This is a genomic window from Arthrobacter sp. 8AJ (assembly GCF_902506025.1).
GTDB lineage: Bacteria > Actinomycetota > Actinomycetes > Actinomycetales > Micrococcaceae > Arthrobacter.
The window spans coordinates 2,660,402-2,679,383 of the sequence record NZ_LR733289.1 but is presented as its reverse complement, the minus strand read 5'-3'; the positions used below and the strand labels follow the sequence as shown (position 1 = coordinate 2,679,383).

Here is an 18,982-nt window from a genome sequence, read left to right as displayed (position 1 = left end):
CGGCATTGGGGATTGGGACGGTACCAGGGCGGCCATGGCGATAGGGTAGCGGTATGACAGTTTTTGCCGTTGAGTACGTTTATGCCGCCAACTCCACCGAAACCCGCAATGAGGTCCGCCCCGCGCACCGGGAATGGACAGGCGGCCTGGCACAGGACAGCGTCATCGTGGCCAGCGGCCCCTACGGCGACGGCGCGGGTGCCCTGCTGATCTTCAAGGCGTCAGATGAAGGCGCCCTCAACTCGATCCTCAAGAAGGACCCTTTCGCCGAAGCCGGTGTGATCGCCGGAACCCGCATCACCGAATGGTCTCCGGTAACCGGCATGCTGGCCGGGATTGCCGCGTAGCCGCCTTTTTACCCTTTCAACTCAAGGAGTCCACGTGACCTCGGTCAGCCTGGGAATGCCGTCAGCACCACCGCCCGTCCTTGCCCCCCGCCGCAAGACGCGCCAAATCAAGGTCGGCTCGGTAGGCGTCGGATCTGATTTCCCCATCAGCGTGCAGTCCATGACCACCACGCCCACCACGGATATCAACGCCACCCTGCAGCAAATCGCCGAGCTCACGGCGTCCGGCTGCGACATTGTCCGCGTGGCCTGCCCGTCCGCCGACGATGCCGAGGCGCTGCCCATCATCGCCCGGAAATCACAGATCCCGGTCATCGCGGACATACACTTCCAGCCCAAGTACGTCTTCGCAGCCATCGAGGCCGGCTGTGCGGCAGTGCGCGTGAACCCCGGAAACATCCGCAAGTTCGATGACCAGGTCAAGGAGATCGCCGCCGCCGCCAAGGACCACGGCACCTCCATCCGCATCGGGGTCAACGCGGGCTCCCTGGAGCCGGGCATCCTCAAGAAGTACGGCAAGGCCACCCCCGAAGCGCTGGTTGAGTCAGCGGTCTGGGAAGCCTCGCTCTTCGAGGAACACGGCTTCCACGACTTCAAGATCTCCGTAAAGCACAACGACCCCGTGATCATGGTGGCCGCCTACGAGATGCTCGCGGAAAAAGGCGACTGGCCCCTGCACCTGGGCGTCACCGAAGCCGGCCCCGCCTTCCAGGGGACCATCAAGTCCGCCACGGCCTTCGGGGCGCTCCTCTCCCGCGGCATCGGCGACACCATCCGGGTGTCCCTCTCCGCGCCGCCGGTGGAGGAGATCAAGGTGGGCAACCAGATCCTCCAGTCGCTGAACCTGCGCCCTCGCAAGCTTGAAATTGTGTCCTGCCCTTCCTGCGGCCGTGCCCAGGTTGACGTGTACACTCTCGCAGAACAGGTCACCGCCGGGCTGGAAGGGATGGAGATCCCGCTGCGCGTGGCAGTCATGGGCTGCGTCGTCAACGGCCCCGGTGAGGCCCGCGAAGCTGATCTTGGTGTTGCCTCCGGCAACGGCAAGGGCCAGATCTTCGTGAAGGGCGAGGTCATCAAGACTGTTCCCGAGAGCGCAATTGTTGAGACACTGATCGAAGAGGCTATGCGTATCGCGGAAGAGATGGGGGAGGCCGATGGCGAAGATGCTGTCAAGGGTAGCCCCGTGGTTAGCGTCTCGTAAGGACGCGGCGGACCCCGCGGGTCTTTCTGTCCGTACCCTCGACGGCCAGGACACCCCCGCGCTGACATCGCTCGCCGGGCAGGACCCGGTAACCAACGTATTCATCCTGGCGCATCTTCGTGCCACGGGAACGGCGGCACCCACCAGCGGCGGTGCCGGGGTCATCGGCGTTTTCGACGACGGCATCCTTGCCGGTGCGTGCTGGGCCGGAGCCAACCTGGTTCCGGTCCAGCTCGATCCCGCCCTGGCCCCCCTGGTGGCCGAGGCCGCCAACAGCTCCGGGCGCCGGTATGCGTCTGCCTTCGGTCCGGCGGATGCGGTGCTGGCGCTCCATGCCGAACTGGCGGAGCTCGGCCACCGTGCCCACGAGGTCCGGGCGGACCAGCCACTGATGGTCATTGAGGGACCGCCCCTGGTGCAGCCCGATCCCGGCCTGGCCCTGGGGAACCTGGCCGACTTCGACCGCATCCTCCCGGCCTGCGCCGCCATGTTCGAGGAGGAGGTGGGCTACTCGCCGTACCTTGGCGGCAGGGAGTTCTACAGCCGCCGCGTCGAGGGCCTCATCCGGCAGGGTCATTCCATGGTCCACCTCAATGACGCGGGGGAGGTGGTGTTCAAAGCCGAGCTGGGGGCGGTCACGGACGATGTCACCCAGGTCCAGGGGGTCTGGATGAATCCGGTCTTCCGCGGCCAGGGGTTGAGTGCCGGCTACATGTCGGCAGTCGTGGAAAAGGCCCAGCAGATAGCGCCCGTGACCAGCCTTTATGTCAACGGCTTCAACACCAGGGCAAGATCCACGTACGAACGCGTCGGCTTCCGCCAGGTGGGCACCTTCGCTACAGTTCTCTTCTAGCCGGCGGTCGCCGGTTCCAAGCAGAATATTGGGGGAAAAGTGAAGACATCGGTGCTGGGAACTTTCGGGGCTTCAGTCCTTTTGGCCGTAGCAGTTTCTGCGTGTGGGGGACCCGGGCCGCAGGCCGCAGAGTCCTCACCCGCACCGTCCGCGGGGTCCGGCACCACAGCCGCCGGCCCCACCGCCACGGCAACTCCTACGCCAACCCCGACGGCGAAGGCATACACGGCCGAAGAGCTGGCTGCCATAGTGGGCCAGGTGCGGGACGCGGCCGACCGGAGGCTGACCGTCCTGCCCAGTGCCGATATCAACACCACGCTGGAGCAGACGAAGTCGATGCTTGCCTCCATCGACGTCAAGCCGGAGGAGTGCAAGGCGCTGGCTGCCGCAAGCACCGTGCCTTCGGTTGACGGAGCAGCCATGGCGGTGGGCATGAGCAATGATGCGTCCACAGGCGCTGTCACTGCCCTGTCTTTGGTTGCCGGCCTGGACCAAAGCTTCCTCAGCAAGGTTGCCGACCCATCGGAGCAGTTGGCGAAATGCTCTTCAATGACCATGACTGCCTCGGGTATGGACGTCTCGGTCACCATCACGCCGGTGGACGCCGGCACGCAGCCCGGTGCGGTCGCCTACCGCACGGACAGTGCCCTGCCGGACGGCCGTACCCAGTCCACCATCACGGCGCAGCTGGTCCGCCAGGGCGTGGTGCTCACCTCGGTTGCGTCCGGCGGTGCAAGCGAGGCCGACGCCGTCCGTCGGGCAGGTGCGCTCCTTGACTCCGCGGCCGCCCTGGTGAAGTAACAACCGGCAACGGCAGTGACAACCGGCGGCAAACACGGGGCAAACGGATTCCCAAAATAAAAACACTTGTCAAACGTGTGCACGATCACATAAGTTCGATCTAGCTGCGCTGGAAGTGGGGTGGGCGGCCTCACCAGTCCTCACCAGTACTCAGGCGATAACGGCGTTGAGCCACGCCCGGATGCGATGACCAGCCCTATTGGGGGGCCAGGGGCTTTGTATTCCCGGGCGTGGCTCTACTGTGTCCGGGGGTGGTCCCTGGTGCTCCCGCCACCGCCAGTAAGTCCCGCCGGTTGAGTGCCGGTAGATTAGTACCCAGACGAATTTGTCCGGCCCTGCTGACCCAGCACTTCCCCAGAAACGGATACCACCCGTGGTCCTACGACTGTCCCAGCTTTTCCTGCGCACGCTGCGCGAAGACCCCGTCGACGCCGAGGTTGCCAGCCACAAACTCCTGGTCCGCGCCGGCTACATCCGCCGCGCCGCCCCCGGCATCTACACCTGGCTGCCGCTGGGGCTGAGCGTCCTGCGCAAGGTCGAGGAAATCATCCGCGAGGAAATGACGGCCATCGGCGCCCAGGAAGTCCACTTCCCGGCCCTGCTGCCCCGGGAACCGTATGAGGCCACCAACCGCTGGACCGAATACGGCGAGGGCCTGTTCCGGCTGCAGGATCGCAAGGGCGCCGACTACCTGCTGGCCCCCACGCACGAGGAAATGTTCACGCTCCTGGTCAAGGACCTGTACTCGTCCTACAAGGACCTGCCGCTGAGCCTGTACCAGATCCAGAACAAGTACCGCGACGAGGCACGTCCCCGGGCAGGGCTCCTCCGCGGCCGTGAGTTCATCATGAAGGATTCCTACTCCTTCGACGTCGACGACGCCGGCCTGGATGCCAGCTACGCAGCGCACCGCGCCGCCTACCTGAAGATCTTCGACCGCCTCGGGCTTGAGGTTGTGCCGGTAGCGGCCACTGCCGGCGCCATGGGCGGATCCAGGAGCGAGGAATTCCTGTTCCCCACCGAGATTGGCGAGGACACGTTCGTCCGCTCCGCAGGCGGCTACGCGGCCAACGTGGAGGCTGTCACCACGGTGGTCCCCGAGCCGATCGACTTCACCAATGCTCCGGCCGCGGAAGTCCTGGACACCCCGGACACGCCCACCATCGAGACCCTGGTTGCCGCGTCCAACCAGATTGCCCCGCGGGCAGAGGCCGACGGCGGCGCCTGGACTGCCGCCGACACGCTCAAGAACGTGGTCCTCGCCGTCACGCTGCCCACTGGTGAGCGTCAGCTGGTGGTCATCGGCGTTCCCGGCGACCGCGCGGTGGACCTCAAGCGCGTCGAAGCCAACATCGGCGCCTTCCTGCCCATCGCGGGCGAGATCGGACTTGAGCAGGCCGGCGAGGAGGACCTGAAGAAGCAGCCGCTGATCGTCAAGGGCTACCTGGGCCCGGGCCTTTCCCTGGACCAGGCCCTCCTCGGCGCCGAGAGCGCCACAAAGCTCCTCTACCTGGTGGACCCGCGCGTGGTCAGCGGCACCGCCTGGATCACCGGTGCCAACGAGGCGGGCAAGCACGTCTTCGGTTTGGTCGCGGGCCGCGACTTTACCTGGGACGGCGTGATCGAGTGCACCGAAGTCCGTGCCGGCGATCCTTCGCCCGACGGCTCCGGCCCCCTGGAAACCGCCCGCGGCATCGAAATGGGCCACATCTTCCAGCTGGGCCGCAAGTACGCCGAAGCCCTGGACCTCAAGGTGCTGGACCAGAACGGCAAGCAGGTAGTGGTCACCATGGGTTCCTACGGCGTCGGCGTAACCCGGGCCGTGGCAGCCCTGGCCGAAGCCAACCACGATGACCGCGGCCTGGTCTGGCCCCGCACCGTGGCACCTGCCGACGTGCATGTGGTGGCCGTGGGCCGCGGCGAAGAGATCTTCCAGGCAGCGGAGAAACTCTCGGCAGATCTCGAAGCGGCAGGCCTGTCGGTCATCTACGACGACCGTCCCAAGGTCTCGCCCGGCGTGAAGTTCGGCGACGCGGAACTGGTGGGCGTTCCCACCATCCTCGCCGTGGGCCGCGGGCTGGTGGACGGTGTGGTGGAAATCAAGGACCGCCGCAGCGGTGAAGCCGAGAACATCGAGGTGGACAAGGCCGTCGACTACGTGGTCAACGCCGTCCGCAACCAGTGATCTCCGGCTTCGAATCGATCCAGCTCAACACCATCATCCTGATCGTGGTGGCTGGATTCGCAGCCGGCTGGGTTGACGCGGTGGTGGGCGGCGGGGGCCTTATCCAGCTTCCCGCACTGCTGCTGGTTCCCGGCATCGCGCCGGTCCAGGCGCTGGCCACCAACAAGATGGGCTCCATCTTCGGGACCGCCACCAGCGCCGCCACGTACTACCGGAGGGTGGGGCCGGACCTTCGGACGGCCGTCCCCATGGCCGTCATAGCCCTCGCGGGCAGCTTCGGCGGGGCGAGCCTGGCGGCCACCCTGCCGGCCGGGGTCTTCAAGCCCATCATCGTGGTGGCGCTGGTCGCCGTCGCGCTTTTCACCGCCCTCAAACCCAGCGTCGGCGAGCTGACGGCACTGCGGCACGAAGGCCACCGGCACTATGTGGTGGCCTGCCTCATCGGTGCGGTGATCGGGTTCTATGACGGACTCATCGGCCCCGGGACGGGGTCCTTCCTGGTCATCGCCCTGGTGTCCGCCATGGGGTATGCGTTCCTGGAAGCGAGCGCCAAGGCCAAGATCGTGAACATGGCCACGAACGCCGGGGCGCTGCTGTTCTTCCTCCCGCACGGCTCCATCCTGTGGGGCATCGGCCTGCTGCTCGGGGCAGCGAACATGGCCGGAGGCTACCTGGGCGCCCGGACCGCCGTGCAGCAGGGCAGCAAGTTTGTCCGGGTGGTCTTCCTGGTGGTTGTCGGGGCCTTGATCGTCAAGCTCGGCTACGACGTCTGGCAGGAGAACTTCGCCTGACCCCGGCCCGGGAACTGGTTCTCGTGACCCGGGCGTGCCCGGCGTAGCATGCAGGTATGGCACACGGCGACGACGGGTATGCCGCGGCGTTGGCAGCCGCAGCAGGGCACTCGCAGGCCTGGCTGGCCAGCCTCCGGGACCGCCCTGTAGGCCCCCGCGTGCCTGCCTCTGACCTTGCCGGCGTGTTTGGCGGCCCACTGCCCGCAGCAGGCATGCCCGCTGCTGAGGTGATCGATTTCCTTGCCACGCAGGCCGAGCCCGGGCTGATGGCCATGCCCTCGGGCCGGTTCTTCGGCTGGGTCATCGGCGGTACCCTGCCCGCTGCCCTGGCCTCAGACTGGCTGGTGAGCGCCTGGGACCAGAACGCGGCCATGCGCTACGCCACCCCCGCCACAGCCGCCATAGAGGACGGCGCCGGAAAGTGGCTGCTGGACCTGCTGGGGCTGCCCGGCGGGTCCGACGTCGGCTTCGTCACCGGGGCCACCATGGCCAACTTCACTGGGATGGCCTCCGCCCGCTGGCGGCTCCTGGCCGACGCCGGATGGGACCTGGACCGGGACGGCCTGTCCGGGGCGCCGCGGATCCGCTGCTTCGTGGGCCGGGAACGGCACGACACTGTCGACCTTGGCCTCCGCTACCTTGGCCTGGGGAAGCCAATCCAGGTCGACGCCGACGCGCAGGGCCGCCTGCTTCCCGCCGCGCTGGACGCCGCCCTCGCCGCCGGGTCCGGCCCCGCCCTGGTATGCCTCCAGGCGGGCAACGTGCACTCGGGCGCCTTTGACCCCTTTGCCGAGGCCATCGCCGTCGCACGCAAACACGGCGCGTGGGTCCACGTCGATGGCGCCTTTGGCCTGTGGGCCGCCGCTGTGCCGGAACTGCGGCACCTCACCCGGGGGTTTGAAGAGGCGGATTCGTGGGGCACCGACGCCCACAAGACCCTGAACGTGCCCTACGACTGCGGCATCGCCATCGTCCGGGACCCGTCGGCACTGCGGGCTGCGATGGGCCTGCATGCCAGCTACCTGGTGCATGACGCCGAAGGCCCGGGCGACCCTTTCGAAAAAGTCCCCGAGCTGTCCCGGCGCGCACGGGGAGTGCCGGTCTGGGCGGCCCTGAAAAGCCTCGGCCGCGACGGGGTGGCCGCGCACGTGGGCGGCCTGGCCGCGGCAGCAACGGCCATCGCGGAGGGGGTGGCGGCCCTGGACGGGGTGGAGGTACTCAACGATGTCGGCTACACCCAGGTGTGCCTGGCATTCGGGGATGACGACACCACCCGCGCAGTCACCGCCCGCATCATCGAGGAGGGAAAGGTGTGGATGTCCGGTTCGCACTGGCGGGACCGCGACATCCTCCGGGTTTCGGTGAGCAACTGGCACACGGCGGGTGAGGATGTGGCCACGGCAGTGGACGCTGTCCGGTCAGCCCTTGCCGCGGTGCGGAACTCCTGACCATCCAGCACCAATGCCCGCCTTCCGGCAGCAGGGCGGGACCCTATCCGCCCTGCCCAGGTTCCGGCAGCGAATGGGGATGCGGCAGGCCCTCCAGGGTGTTTCCGGCGAGGGTGCTGGCTACCCAAAGCGACCGCGCCAGGTCACCCCTATGGCCCTTCCCGGCATACCACAGCGCGTTTTCCACCTCCCTGGCGATGCCCCATTCCCTGGCCGCGTCCGGGTCCAGCCCGGCGGCGGTGCTGAAATCGTGGCAGCGGCCGAGGAGCGCTGGAGCGGGCCGGGCCGCGGGCAGGTCTCCCAGGCGGTTCCAGAGCAGCGGCGCAACCGCGAACTCGGGCTCACCGATCATGGGCTGGGGGTCGATCGCCGCATAGCCGGCCGCGGCTGCCTCCGCTGTTCCAGGCCGGGCCAGGATGTTCAGGAAATGCAGGTCCGTGTGGACCAGGAGATCCCGGCCGGACCGGCGTCCCACCGCGCCGCGTGTCTGGCACACCTCCAGCGCCGCTTCCAACAGCCACCGGGGAAACGGCCGTCCCATTTGTTCCCAGTCCGCGGGCAGGTCATCGCTCCATTGTTCGGCCCGGGCAGCTATGTGGGTGAACTCCTGCCATTCCGGGCGATGGTCCGGGACGAGTCCCAGCTGACGCACCAATCCGCCCCACACCTGCGCTGCCTCATCCAGCGGCAGGTCCGCCAATGACCGGCCGGCGTCGAGGCGCTCCAGGAGCATGGCACAGGATCCGCTGTCCGAGGCCAGCAGGAGGACGGCACCGCGGCCGTCCCAGAGCGCCAGCGCATGCCGCTCCACCTTGGCCTCATCGTGGGGAAAAGCGATTTTGAGGGCTGCCGGCGAGCCGTCATCCTGCCGTACCGGCACGACCAGGCCGCCGTGGCCGCTCCAGGGGAAGCAGCCCGGCGCCAGGTCAACCTCCAGATGCCACTGTTCCAGGCGCTCGGCCAGCAGGCGCGGAAGACTGCCCAGCCAGTCCCGTCCCGCACTGCTGCGGGCATAGCGGGAAGCGAGGTCAGGGGGAACGGGAACGGCAGCCGGCACGGCGCCCGGTGACAAGGGGCCGGGCACCACGGGATCAGACAACACCGGAGGCGCCGAGCAGGTTGCCGATCACGAACGTTGCCGCGAGGGCCAGGGCGCCGCCCACCACCACGCGGACAGCTGCCCTGGTTTTCGAGCCGCCGCCAATCCAGGCACCGAGTGCACCTGTCAACGCCAGGGCCACCAGCACCGATATGAACGTCAGCGGGACCCGGATCCCTGGCGGCGGCAGCAGGATGGCCAGCATGGGCAGGATGGCGCCAATAGTGAAGGCAATGGCCGAGGCGAAAGCCGCGTGCCAGGGACTGACAATGTCCGCTTCGTCGATGTTGAGCTCGGCGGACAGGTGCGCTGCCAGGACATCATGGGCCGTAAGCTCGCTGGCGACCTTGGCCGCCGTCTCCGGGGTGAGGCCCTTGGCCTGGTAGATGGCGGTCAGCTCAGCCAGTTCCGCTTCCGGGTCCTCCGCCAGCTCGCGGCGCTCCTTCTCGATCAGCGCCCGCTGGCTGTCGCTTTGGCTGCTGACGGAAACATATTCGCCCAGCGCCATGGACACCGCACCGCCCACCACCCCGGCTACGCCCGCCGTGAGGATGGGGCCCAGCTCGGCGGTGGCCCCGGCCACGCCCACGACGATGGCGGCAACAGAGACGATGCCGTCGTTGGCGCCCAGGACACCGGCGCGCAGCCAGTTCAGCCGGTGCGCTGTATCGTCGCCGTGCGGCTCAGTCTCCAGGTGGCGGTTCAGGTCCGGGCCGGCTGCATTGGTCCCCGGGGCATCGGCCGGTTCGTCCGCGTTCATCCCTTCAGCAAACCACCCCCGCCCGCCCAATGCCACCCTCCACAAGGCCTTCCTTCGGGACCGGATCCAGGGCGGGACGGCGGTCCGTTCAGCGGGGGTCAGGATGCGGCGGCCGACGGCGCCAGGCCGGTCCCGGCGGGAAGGGCAGGCAGTTGCCCGGTGTCCAGGAGCAGGCCCGGCACAGGCCCGGGGTCTGCTCCCCAGCGCAGGGCACGGCCTGCGGCGGAGCGAAGGGCTGCCAGGGCCCATGTCCGGTCCTGGCCCTGCGAGACGGCCACAACGTCGCCATACGAGGCCAGCGTTGCCGCCTCAAGTTTGCCCAGCCCGGCGGCCGGGGCAGCCAGGAAGCCCGGATCGAGGACGTACCCGGGCTGTTGCGGCACGGGGCCGCCGCAGGCCGCCCGGAGCCGTTCCGCCGCGGCCGCAGCCAGATCCTTGTGCACGCCCAGGAATTCCGACGCCGGACCGGCCTCGGCGGGAGCGAGGCGGGGGAGCGCCGCCTGGTAGCCGTAAACGGCCCGCTGCTCGGCGGAAACGGCCGCGGCCAGGGCCTGGCGCGTGCCGGGGGCAGTGCCTGGCGCCGCGCTGTCCTTGGCGGACGGGGCTGAGACGGACGGGGCTGAGGCGGGCGGGGCTGAGGCCGGCGTGCCTGAAGGGGCCGGGGACAACATGGCCTGGACTGAAGGCGAGGGGCACGGGGAAGCGGCTGCTGCTGTCCCGGGCGCCTCGGCGTCGGGTCCTGGGGTTCCCTGCGGTGCGGGGACCCCGGCGGCAGCGGCAAGACGCCCGGCCGCGATGAGCTGCGCGGTGCCGGCGCCCGCGAGAAGCCGTGCCATGCCGCCGTCGGCCGTTTCAGCGTCCCTGAGCCGGATGGCCCCGCTGGTGGCCAGGGCCTGGACCAGCTCCGCGGTGTTTCGTGGACCGGCGACGGACGCTGGTGACGCACCTGCCTGCGGCGATGCCTGGGGCGGGCCGCCCGCAGGCCCGGTCGGGGCACCGGTCACGGAGGCGGCGCCCGGGGGCATCAACGCCCTGGCCTGAATGGTCAGCAAGGTCACAACAGGGTCCACAGCGGTGGAATCCGCGGCGCCCGCGGAAGCGAGCTGCATTCCGGCGGCCCGCAGATCGAGGGCCGCACTGAACGCTGCCGCCCGGGCGCGCTCAGAAAACGGAGGCTCGGCAGGGGCAGGTTTTTCCGCGGGAATCAGGGCGAAACCGAGGCTCAGGACAACCAGGGCAGCAAGCGCAAAGACGGCAAATCGGATCGGGCGCATGCGGGGGTCGGTGTCCTGGCGGCGGTCTTTCACAACAGACCATGGTGTCACGCTGAGGGGGCACCCCGGTGCACCACTGGACCGGTAAAATAGCTACGCTAGTAAACACCACATCATCTATAGGGAGGGCGGCCGGCATCGTGAGCAATGCAGAAGCCACGGCTTCACCAGACCATACCGGTACGGGAAGCGGATCCGCGCCGGCCCACAATCCTGAAGCTGCCAGGCTCCGGGCCCGCCTGGAACCCGCGGTCCAGGCCAACCGCCTGTACCTCGAGGATGTTGCCATCATCCCCGGCTCCCACCGGGTGGTCCACGTTGTGGTGGACCTGCCGCAGGAGGAGACCGGCGGAGTCAGCCTTGACGTCATCGCGGACATCTCCCGGGTGCTCTCTGACGTGCTGGACAACGACCCCAACGACGACGGGCGGCCCTACGACCTCGAGGTGTCCTCACCCGGCGTCGGGCGTCCCCTGACCGAACCCCGGCACTGGCACCGCGCCCGCGGCCGGATGGTCAAGGTCAACGTCATCCAGGGCGAAAACGTCACCGGCCGCATCCACGCCGTGGACGGCGGGGGAGTAACGGTTATCCCCGAAATGCCCGTCAAGAAGGGCATGAAGCCCCGGCAGGGTGACCCGGTAAAACTTCCTTTCGACAGGATCCGCAACGGAAAAGTCGAGATCGAATTCAGCCACCTCCCGGAGGACGGTCTGGAACCTGAACACAATGGACCTTCCGAGGAGGCCTGATGGATATTGACATGAGCGCACTGAGACTTTTGGAGCGTGAGCGTGAAATCCCGCTGGACCTCCTGATCCCCACCATCGAGCAGGCGCTCCTGGTGGCCTACCACAAGTCACCCGGCGCCTTCGAAAAAGCCCGCGCCGAACTGGACCGCAAGAGCGGCCACGTCACCATCTGGGCTGTCGAGATTGACGACGACGGCGCGCCCATCGGTGAATTCGAGCACACCCCGGAGGGGTTCGGCCGCATCGCTGCCAGCACCGCACGGCAGATCATCCTGCAGCGGCTCCGCGACGTTGAGGACGACAACGTCCTGGGCGAGTTCAAGGGCCGCGAAGGCGAACTGGTGTCCGGCACCATCCAGCAGGGCAACAACCCGCACATGATCCAGGTCAACCTGGGGTCGATCGAGGCTCTCCTGCCGCCGCCCGAGCAGGTTCCCGGTGAAAAGTACATCCACGGCAACCGGCTGCGCGCCCTGGTCATCGATGTGCACCGCGGCACCAAGGGCCCGTCCGTCACGCTGTCCCGGTCGCACCCGGGCCTGGTCCGGAAGCTCTTCGAACTCGAAGTGCCCGAGATCGCCGACCACTCCGTGGAAATCGTGGCGCTGGCCCGCGAAGCCGGGCACCGCACCAAGATCGCCGTCAAGGCGAACACCCCGGGAATCAACGCCAAGGGTGCCTGCATCGGTGAAATGGGCTCCCGCGTCCGCGCCGTCATGACCGAGCTGAACGACGAAAAGATCGACATCGTCGATTTCAGCGAGAACCCGGCCACGTTCATTGCCAGTGCCCTGTCGCCGTCGCGCGTGAATTCGGTCACCATCACGGACGAGGCAACGCGCTCCGCCCGGGTGGTGGTCCCCGACTACCAGCTGTCCCTGGCCATCGGCAAGGAAGGCCAGAACGCCCGCCTGGCGGCCAAGCTGACCGGGTGGCGCATCGACATCGTCTCCGACGCCGCGGGCAACCGCGATAAGTGAGGTCCGGGCAGGGTGGCTGCTGCACCGCAACAGCCACCCGGTTTCGGGCAGAACGGCCCGGAGGGGCTAGAATAGATAAGACCGCGCCTAACGGCCGGTAGCCGTGTGCCTTGGGCGTGCTCGTTTCCGTTACTGCGGAAACGGTAAAACCTGCGGCCAGCAGAAAGAACGTCAGGACGATGACCGTGGCAGAAATGCTTTCCACCGGGAATCAGCCCCAACGTACCTGCATCGGATGCCGGAAGAAGGGTCCGCGGTCGCAGTTGCTCCGGCTCGTCGCCGAAGGCAGCGGGTCAACCGCTGTCCTGGTGGATGAACGACGCCGGATGGCTGGCCGGGGTGCATGGCTGCACCCCAGCGCATCGTGCCTGGCTCTGGCGATCAAGCGGCGAGCATTCGGGCGTGCCCTTCAGGGCGCAACCGGGACCGCCGCCGTCGAACACCGGATCACGTCAGGCCCGAACGTTGACGCCGCCCCGGTGGCTGCAACACCAACCGTCCAACCTGAAAGCGGGTCAGAAATCTGATGGAAACCCGATGAGTTCCCAGCGATGAGTGCGTAACGATGACAACTTTGTTGCGCTCTGCAATGGGCCCCTTCGCATCAACAGCGGCTGGGGTCCGCAGTAAGAAGTAGACGGTTCGTGCCTGGCTCGGTGCGGACCGAGACAGGAGAAATGTGGCCAAGGTCCGCGTACATGAGCTCGCCAAAGAGCTCGGTATAACTTCCAAAGATGCAGTGACAAAACTGCAGGAACTGGGCGAATTCGTTCGCTCCGCCTCGTCAACTATCGAGGCCCCCGTTGTGCGTAAACCCGCAGCACCGTCTGCGGGTGCTCCTTCCACGGGTGCCAAGCCCGGTGCACGCCCGGCCCCCAAGGCCGAGACCCCGGCTCCCTCCGCCCGTCCGGGTGGATCCACACCGGGTGCCTCCGGCCCCCGTCCCGGCGGACCCCGTCCGGGCAACAACCCCTTCGCCACTTCCCAGGGCATGCCCCGGGGCCGCGGCGGAGACGGTGAGCGCGCCCCGCGCCCCGGCAACAACCCGTTTGCCACCTCGCAGGGCATGCCCCGTCCCGGCGGCAGCCGCACCGACGGCGACCGTCCCGGTGGCCCGCGCCCCGCAGCAGGTGCAGGCGGACCGCGTCCCGGTGGGCCGCGTCCCGCTGCCGGTGCCGGTGGGCCCCGCCCCGCCGCAGGTGCAGGCGGACCCCGTCCGGGTGCACCGCGTCCCGGTGGTCCCCGTCCCACGCCCGGCATGATGCCCAACCGCACTGAGCGTCCCGCACCCGCAGGTGCAGGCCGTCCCGGCGGCGGCCGCGGTCCCGGACGCCCCGGTGGCGCTCCCGGCACCGGTGGTCCCGGTGGTGGCGGCGGTGCTCCCGCCGGCGGCGGTTTCGGCAAGGGCGGCCGCGGCCGCGGCGGCACCCAGGGTGCCTTCGGCAAGGGCGGCGCAGGCCGTGGCAAGCAGCGCAAGTCCAAGCGCGCCAAGCGCCAGGAACTTGAGCAGATGAGTGCCCCGTCGCTGGGTGGCGTGAGCGTACCCCGCGGCGACGGCAACACCGTCATCCGGCTTCGCCGTGGCTCGTCCATCACGGACTTCGCCGACAAGATCGAGGCAAACCCCGCCGCACTGGTCACCGTGCTGTTCCACCTCGGTGAAATGGCCACGGCCACCCAGTCGCTGGACGAAGAGACCTTCGCCCTGCTTGGCGAGGAACTGGGCTACAAGCTCCAGGTTGTCTCGCCGGAGGACGAGGAGCGCGAGCTGCTCTCCGGCTTCGACATCGACTTCGACGCTGAGCTCGAAGCCGAAGGCGACGAAGACCTTGAGGCACGTCCTCCAGTAGTCACCGTCATGGGCCACGTCGACCACGGTAAGACCCGACTGCTCGATGCCATCCGCAAGTCCGACGTCATGGCCGGCGAACACGGCGGCATCACCCAGCACATCGGTGCCTACCAGGTCACGCACAACCATGAAGGCACCGACCGCAAGATCACCTTCATCGATACCCCGGGCCACGAGGCGTTCACCGCCATGCGTGCCCGTGGTGCCAAGGTCACCGACATCGCCATCCTGGTGGTCGCAGCGGATGACGGCGTCATGCCGCAGACCGTTGAGGCCCTCAACCACGCCCAGGCGGCCAATGTGCCGATCGTCGTGGCCGTGAACAAGATCGACAAGGAAGGCGCCAACCCGGACAAGGTCCGCGGCCAGCTGACCGAGTACGGCCTGGTTCCCGAGGAATACGGTGGCGACACCATGTTCGTCGAGGTCTCTGCCCGCCAGAACCTCAACATCGACGAGCTGCTTGAGGCCGTCCTGCTCACCGCGGACGCTGCCCTGGACATGCGCGCCAACCCGAACAAGGACGCCCGCGGCATCGCGATCGAAGCCAACCTGGACAAGGGCCGCGGTGCTGTTGCCACCGTCCTGGTCCAGTCCGGTACCCTGCGCGTCGGCGACACCATCGTGGCAGGCACGGCCCACGGCCGCGTCCGTGCGATGTTCGACGACGACGGCAGCGCCCTGACCGAGGCCGGCCCGTCCCGCCCCGTCCAGGTGCTGGGTCTGTCCAACGTGCCGCGCGCCGGCGACACCTTCTTCGTGACCGCTGACGAGCGCACCGCCCGCCAGATCGCCGAGAAGCGTGAAGCAGCCGACCGCAACGCCGCCCTGGCCAAGCGCCGCAAGCGCATCAGCCTGGAAGACTTCGACCAGGCCGTCGCCGAGGGCAAGATCGACACCCTCAACCTCATCCTCAAGGGTGACGTGTCCGGTGCCGTGGAAGCCCTCGAAGACGCGCTGCTCAAGATCGACGTCGGCGAAGGCGTGCAGCTGCGCGTCATCCACCGCGGTGTGGGTGCCATCACGCAGAACGACGTCAACCTGGCAACGGTCGACTCCGCCGTCATCATCGGCTTCAACGTCAAGCCCGCCGAGCGGGTTGCCGAACTGGCAGACCGCGAAGGCGTCGACATGCGCTTCTACTCCGTCATCTACGCAGCAATCGATGACATCGAAGCAGCGCTCAAGGGCATGCTCAAGCCGGAATACGAAGAATTCCAGCTCGGCACCGCCGAGGTCCGCGAAGTCTTCCGCTCCTCCAAGTTCGGAAACATCGCCGGCTCGATCGTCCGCTCGGGCATCATCCGCCGCAACACCAAGGCGCGCGTCAGCCGCGACGGCAAGATCATCGGCGACAACCTCACCATCGAGACGCTCAAGCGCTTCAAGGACGACGCCACCGAGGTCCGCACGGACTTCGAGTGTGGTATCGGTCTTGGGTCGTACAACGACATCACCGAAGGCGACATCATCGAGACCTTCGAGATGCGCGAGAAGCCGCGCGTCTAAGCTGGTCCGCCTTCGGGCAGTCAGCAGTGCCAGGTGCGGGGCCGTTGGATTTTTCCGGCGGCCCCGCCCCTTCGCTGGGCGGCCTACGTCTTACGACGTCGGCCACCCAGCTCCGGCAGGCCCGATGCCACTCCCTGGCCGCCGGAAAAATCCAACGCAGGTCCGTCGTGCACTCGCCACAGCGCGGGGCAGCCGGCCCCAGGTGCGTGGCAGATAACTGAAACGTCCGATCGCGGCCCCCGTGCCGCCGTCGTGCGTCCCTAATTTTTTCTTCTTATAGGAGTTGTTCATGGCTGATCCGGCACGTGCTGCCAAGTTGGCGCAGCGGATTAAGGTTGTTGTTGCTGAGGCTCTGGGCCGGAAGGTCAAGGATCCCCGGCTGGAGGGCATTACTGTTACTGATGCCCGCGTGACCAATGATCTGCAGCATGCCACTGTTTACTACACCGTCTTTGGCGACCAGGCTGTCCAGGCCGACGCTGCCAAGGGGCTTGAGAAGGCCAAGGGCGTGCTCCGGCAGGAGGTGGGCCGGAACATCACCGTACGCCTGACCCCCACCCTGGAGTTTGTGGCTGACCAGATTCCGGTGGTCGCGTCCAACCTCGAAGAACTGCTCCGCGAGGCCAAGAGGCGCGACGCCGAGGTGGCCGCCCTTGCCGCCAATGCGCGGCACGCAGGCGACGCCGACCCGTACAAGTCCGACGCGTCCGCCGACGTGGACATCGACGAGGACGACTTCGACGAAGAGGACCTGGACCTCACCGACGACGAGGACCTCGACGAGGACGGCCACAAGTAAAGACGCACACCAGGGCCCGGGAACGTATCCCGGGCCCTGAGGCATTTAATCCCGCCGCGCCCTGCCGGCGGAGGAGGCTGCCGCTACCGGAGGTCGGCCTTGATGACCTTGCCCGCAGGCGGCTGCGACGGGTCACCCAGGGCGTCGATGGTGGCGTAGAGCGTATGGCCGCTGATGTCGACATCGGCGGGCATGTTCACCGCCAGGAACTGGGAGCGGTCCCCGTCACAGGTGAACTTCAGGATCTCGCCGCCGAACAGCGATGCAACATAGACATCACCGTTGCCTGCTACCGCCAGGCCCGTGGGGCTGAGGATGTCCTCTGCCCAGAGGTCGGTGTCGCCGTTCCACGGGTTGATCCTGAAAATGGCACCGCGGGCCCCGAGTTCAGGTCCTTCCGGGCCGCCCGGCAGGGACGTCACATACAGCATCCCGTCAGGTCCGATCCCCACATCCGTGGGAACCGGTTCAAAGGCATACTCATGGCCCACCACGCACGCGGGCACCTCCACCGTGTTTCCCATCATGTCCGTGGGAATCCGCAGGCCCGCCGGAACCACGGCCGGCCGCGGCGGCAGCACGGCGACAGTGTCGATGTCACCGTTCTTCAGGTTCACCTTGAGCACGGCGTTCATGCCTGCATCCGCAACATAGGCAGTGTTGTCGCGCACCGCCAGCGCATATGGATGGGAATCCACGATGCCCCTGTAGCTGGGGGGCGGGAACTGCGGCCACGCGGCGAGGCACTGGGCGCTGACGTCGTCGCCGAATCCGTAGTGCTGGTCACCGTCGGGGTTGTGGCTCCGCTCGTAATCGGCAAAGTCGGCGATGGTCTCAACATCGCCCCGGGCGTCAATGGACTTCAGGTACCCGTGCAGCCCTGCGGGGTCGCCCTGGCCGGCGCCCACGCTTTCAAGGAAGTACGTCGTGCTGCCGCGGGTGTCGGCCCCGGCCACCTCCCAGCCCTGGGGAGTGTCCGTGGAAAGGTCCTCCGTGGACCCGTCCCGGTCGATCCGGGTGAGCTTTCCGGCAAAATCCTGGGACACCAGGACGGATTTTCCGGGTCCGGCAGTGACATGCAGCGGCGAGACGAAGCCTCCTGCAACCACATCGTAATCCGGTGTCTTGGCGGAAGCGGCGGCAGGGCCTGCGGACGCGATGGCAGCGGCCGAGGCCGCCGTACAGGCTAAGAGTGCGAGTCTTTTGTTCATTGGGTACTCCGGGGTGCGGGCCCTTGCGGGCTGGATGTGGAGCCTCCGCGGAGGCAAAATGGATCCCCCGGGCGCAAGCGTAGGCCCGTACCGGCTGGTAGTGGTTGGGGGCATCTCCCCTTTTTGGCCCCCTTTCCATCCCCCTCCGGGGCGCCCGTGGCTAGGATCGTGCTATGACCTCCGCGGACCAAGGCAACAGCCCTTCCATCGACCCTGAGTTGAGCCAATACCTTGGGCAGGCCGTGGACCTGGCCACGCGGAACGTCGGCGAGGGCGGCGGCCCCTTCGGAGCGGTGGTGGTGACCCCCGACGGGCGCGTCCACGCCGGGGTCAACCGGGTGACCCGGGACAACGATCCCACCGCCCACGCCGAGGTGGTGGCCATCCGGGCCGCGGCGGCAGCGACCGTGAATTTCGACCTCACCGGCTCAGTCCTCTACGCAAGCTGTGAGCCGTGCCCCATGTGCCTGGCATCGGCCCTGTGGGCCAGGATCGGCCACGTCTACTTCGCCGCCGACCGGCACGGGGCAGCGGCTGCAGGCTTTGATGACGCGCTCTTCTACGACTACTTCAATGGCGCCGCGCCGGAGCTGATGCCGGTGACCAGGGGTGACATCCCTACGTCGGACCTCCCCTTCCAGACGTGGCGCGCCTTTGACAGCAGGAAGAAATACTAGCCATGGAACCCACACTCGTCAGCTGCCCCAGCTGCGGGAAGACCAACCGCGTGCCCGCACAGGCTGCCGGCCACCCCCGCTGCGGCAACTGCAAGGCAGACCTGCCGTGGATCGTGTCCGCGGGCGATGGTGACTTCGCTGCCGTGGCGGAGCAGTCCCCAGTTCCGGTGCTGGTGGATTTTTGGGCGGCCTGGTGCGGACCCTGCCGCATGGTCAGCCCCGTCCTGGACAAGCTGGCCCGTGAACGGCCGGGGAAGATCAAGCTGGTGAAGGTGGACGTGGACAAGTCGCCCGGCCTGTCGCGGCGGTTCGACGTGCAGGCCATCCCCACGCTGATGGTGCTCGTGGACGGCAAGGTCGCGGCCCGCCAGGCAGGCGCCGCGCCGGCAGAGGCGCTGCGGTCCTGGCTGGACAAAGCGTTGGCCGGCGCCCGCAGCTGATAC

18 protein-coding genes are annotated in these 18,982 nt (G+C 67.7%); 14 read left to right on the top strand and 4 right to left on the bottom strand.

Annotated features, from left to right (window positions below; genetic code table 11):
• Positions 1 to 53: 53 nt before the first annotated feature.
• The 7 genes from BACI349Y_RS12485 (at position 54) to BACI349Y_RS12455 (ending at position 7,626) form a co-directional block, all read left to right on the top strand.
• Positions 54 to 347 (top strand): YciI family protein, encoded by a 294-nt coding sequence (locus tag BACI349Y_RS12485; protein ID WP_159632368.1) that lies wholly within the window; start codon positions 54 to 56, stop codon positions 345 to 347.
• Between the two features lie 34 nt (positions 348 to 381).
• On the top strand, positions 382 to 1,548 hold the full coding sequence (ispG, locus tag BACI349Y_RS12480; protein WP_018771945.1) for a flavodoxin-dependent (E)-4-hydroxy-3-methylbut-2-enyl-diphosphate synthase: 1,167 nt from the start codon (positions 382 to 384) through the stop codon (positions 1,546 to 1,548).
• Positions 1,511 to 2,401, top strand: coding sequence for a GNAT family N-acetyltransferase (locus BACI349Y_RS12475; protein WP_159635612.1), 891 nt, complete (start codon positions 1,511 to 1,513; stop codon positions 2,399 to 2,401). The genes ispG and BACI349Y_RS12475 overlap by 38 nt, the downstream gene beginning before the upstream one ends.
• Before the next feature lie 39 nt (positions 2,402 to 2,440).
• Positions 2,441 to 3,202, top strand: a complete 762-nt coding sequence (locus BACI349Y_RS12470) for a hypothetical protein (RefSeq protein WP_159632367.1) — start codon at positions 2,441 to 2,443, stop codon at positions 3,200 to 3,202.
• Between the two features lie 373 nt (positions 3,203 to 3,575).
• The gene (locus BACI349Y_RS12465; protein ID WP_159632366.1) at positions 3,576 to 5,387 is read left to right on the top strand and encodes a proline--tRNA ligase; all 1,812 of its coding nucleotides are present in this window, start codon (positions 3,576 to 3,578) and stop codon (positions 5,385 to 5,387) included.
• Positions 5,384 to 6,178, top strand: a complete 795-nt coding sequence (locus BACI349Y_RS12460) for a sulfite exporter TauE/SafE family protein (protein WP_159632365.1) — start codon at positions 5,384 to 5,386, stop codon at positions 6,176 to 6,178. Before BACI349Y_RS12465 ends, BACI349Y_RS12460 begins: the two co-directional genes overlap by 4 nt.
• A gap of 56 nt (positions 6,179 to 6,234) precedes the next feature.
• Positions 6,235 to 7,626, top strand: coding sequence for a pyridoxal phosphate-dependent decarboxylase family protein (locus BACI349Y_RS12455; RefSeq protein WP_159632364.1), 1,392 nt, complete (start codon positions 6,235 to 6,237; stop codon positions 7,624 to 7,626).
• Between the two features lie 43 nt (positions 7,627 to 7,669).
• On the opposite strand, the gene BACI349Y_RS12450 is transcribed toward BACI349Y_RS12455, so the two are convergent.
• The 3 genes from BACI349Y_RS12450 to BACI349Y_RS12440 form a co-directional block, all read right to left on the bottom strand.
• Positions 7,670 to 8,728: an aminoglycoside phosphotransferase family protein gene (locus tag BACI349Y_RS12450; RefSeq protein WP_442858413.1), complete on the bottom strand. Its 1,059-nt coding sequence runs from the start codon at positions 8,726 to 8,728 to the stop codon at positions 7,670 to 7,672.
• Positions 8,718 to 9,485: a VIT1/CCC1 transporter family protein gene (locus tag BACI349Y_RS12445; protein WP_159632363.1), complete on the bottom strand. Its 768-nt coding sequence runs from the start codon at positions 9,483 to 9,485 to the stop codon at positions 8,718 to 8,720. The genes BACI349Y_RS12450 and BACI349Y_RS12445 overlap by 11 nt, the downstream gene beginning before the upstream one ends.
• A 98-nt stretch (positions 9,486 to 9,583) precedes the next feature.
• Entirely contained in the window at positions 9,584 to 10,792 is a 1,209-nt protein-coding gene (locus BACI349Y_RS12440; protein ID WP_236560815.1) for a DUF4439 domain-containing protein, read from the bottom strand.
• Between the two features lie 107 nt (positions 10,793 to 10,899).
• Between BACI349Y_RS12440 and rimP the strand changes: the two genes are divergently transcribed.
• The 5 genes from rimP (at position 10,900) to rbfA (ending at position 16,651) form a co-directional block, all read left to right on the top strand.
• Complete coding sequence (gene rimP, locus BACI349Y_RS12435; protein WP_159632361.1) at positions 10,900 to 11,511, top strand: ribosome maturation factor RimP; 612 nt, start codon at positions 10,900 to 10,902, stop codon at positions 11,509 to 11,511.
• Positions 11,511 to 12,491 (top strand): transcription termination factor NusA, encoded by a 981-nt coding sequence (nusA, locus tag BACI349Y_RS12430; RefSeq protein ID WP_159632360.1) that lies wholly within the window; start codon positions 11,511 to 11,513, stop codon positions 12,489 to 12,491. The genes rimP and nusA overlap by 1 nt, the downstream gene beginning before the upstream one ends.
• 179 nt (positions 12,492 to 12,670) lie before the next feature.
• Positions 12,671 to 13,018, top strand: a complete 348-nt coding sequence (locus BACI349Y_RS12425) for a YlxR family protein (RefSeq protein WP_159635606.1) — start codon at positions 12,671 to 12,673, stop codon at positions 13,016 to 13,018.
• Positions 13,019 to 13,170: 152 nt separating this feature from the next.
• Entirely contained in the window at positions 13,171 to 15,852 is a 2,682-nt protein-coding gene (gene infB, locus BACI349Y_RS12420; protein ID WP_159632359.1) for a translation initiation factor IF-2, read from the top strand.
• A gap of 289 nt (positions 15,853 to 16,141) precedes the next feature.
• Positions 16,142 to 16,651, top strand: coding sequence for a 30S ribosome-binding factor RbfA (gene rbfA / locus BACI349Y_RS12415; protein ID WP_159632358.1), 510 nt, complete (start codon positions 16,142 to 16,144; stop codon positions 16,649 to 16,651).
• 83 nt (positions 16,652 to 16,734) lie between these two features.
• On the opposite strand, the gene BACI349Y_RS12410 is transcribed toward rbfA, so the two are convergent.
• Positions 16,735 to 17,862 carry a ScyD/ScyE family protein gene (locus BACI349Y_RS12410; protein WP_159632357.1) on the bottom strand — a complete coding sequence of 376 codons (1,128 nt, stop codon included), beginning with the start codon at positions 17,860 to 17,862 and terminating at the stop codon, positions 16,735 to 16,737.
• A 173-nt stretch (positions 17,863 to 18,035) separates the two neighbouring features.
• On the opposite strand from BACI349Y_RS12410, the gene BACI349Y_RS12405 reads away from it, so the two are divergent.
• Complete coding sequence (locus BACI349Y_RS12405; RefSeq protein ID WP_159632356.1) at positions 18,036 to 18,539, top strand: nucleoside deaminase; 504 nt, start codon at positions 18,036 to 18,038, stop codon at positions 18,537 to 18,539.
• A gap of 2 nt (positions 18,540 to 18,541) precedes the next feature.
• Positions 18,542 to 18,979 carry a thioredoxin gene (gene trxA, locus BACI349Y_RS12400; RefSeq protein ID WP_159632355.1) on the top strand — a complete coding sequence of 146 codons (438 nt, stop codon included), beginning with the start codon at positions 18,542 to 18,544 and terminating at the stop codon, positions 18,977 to 18,979.
• Positions 18,980 to 18,982 lie beyond the last annotated feature (3 nt).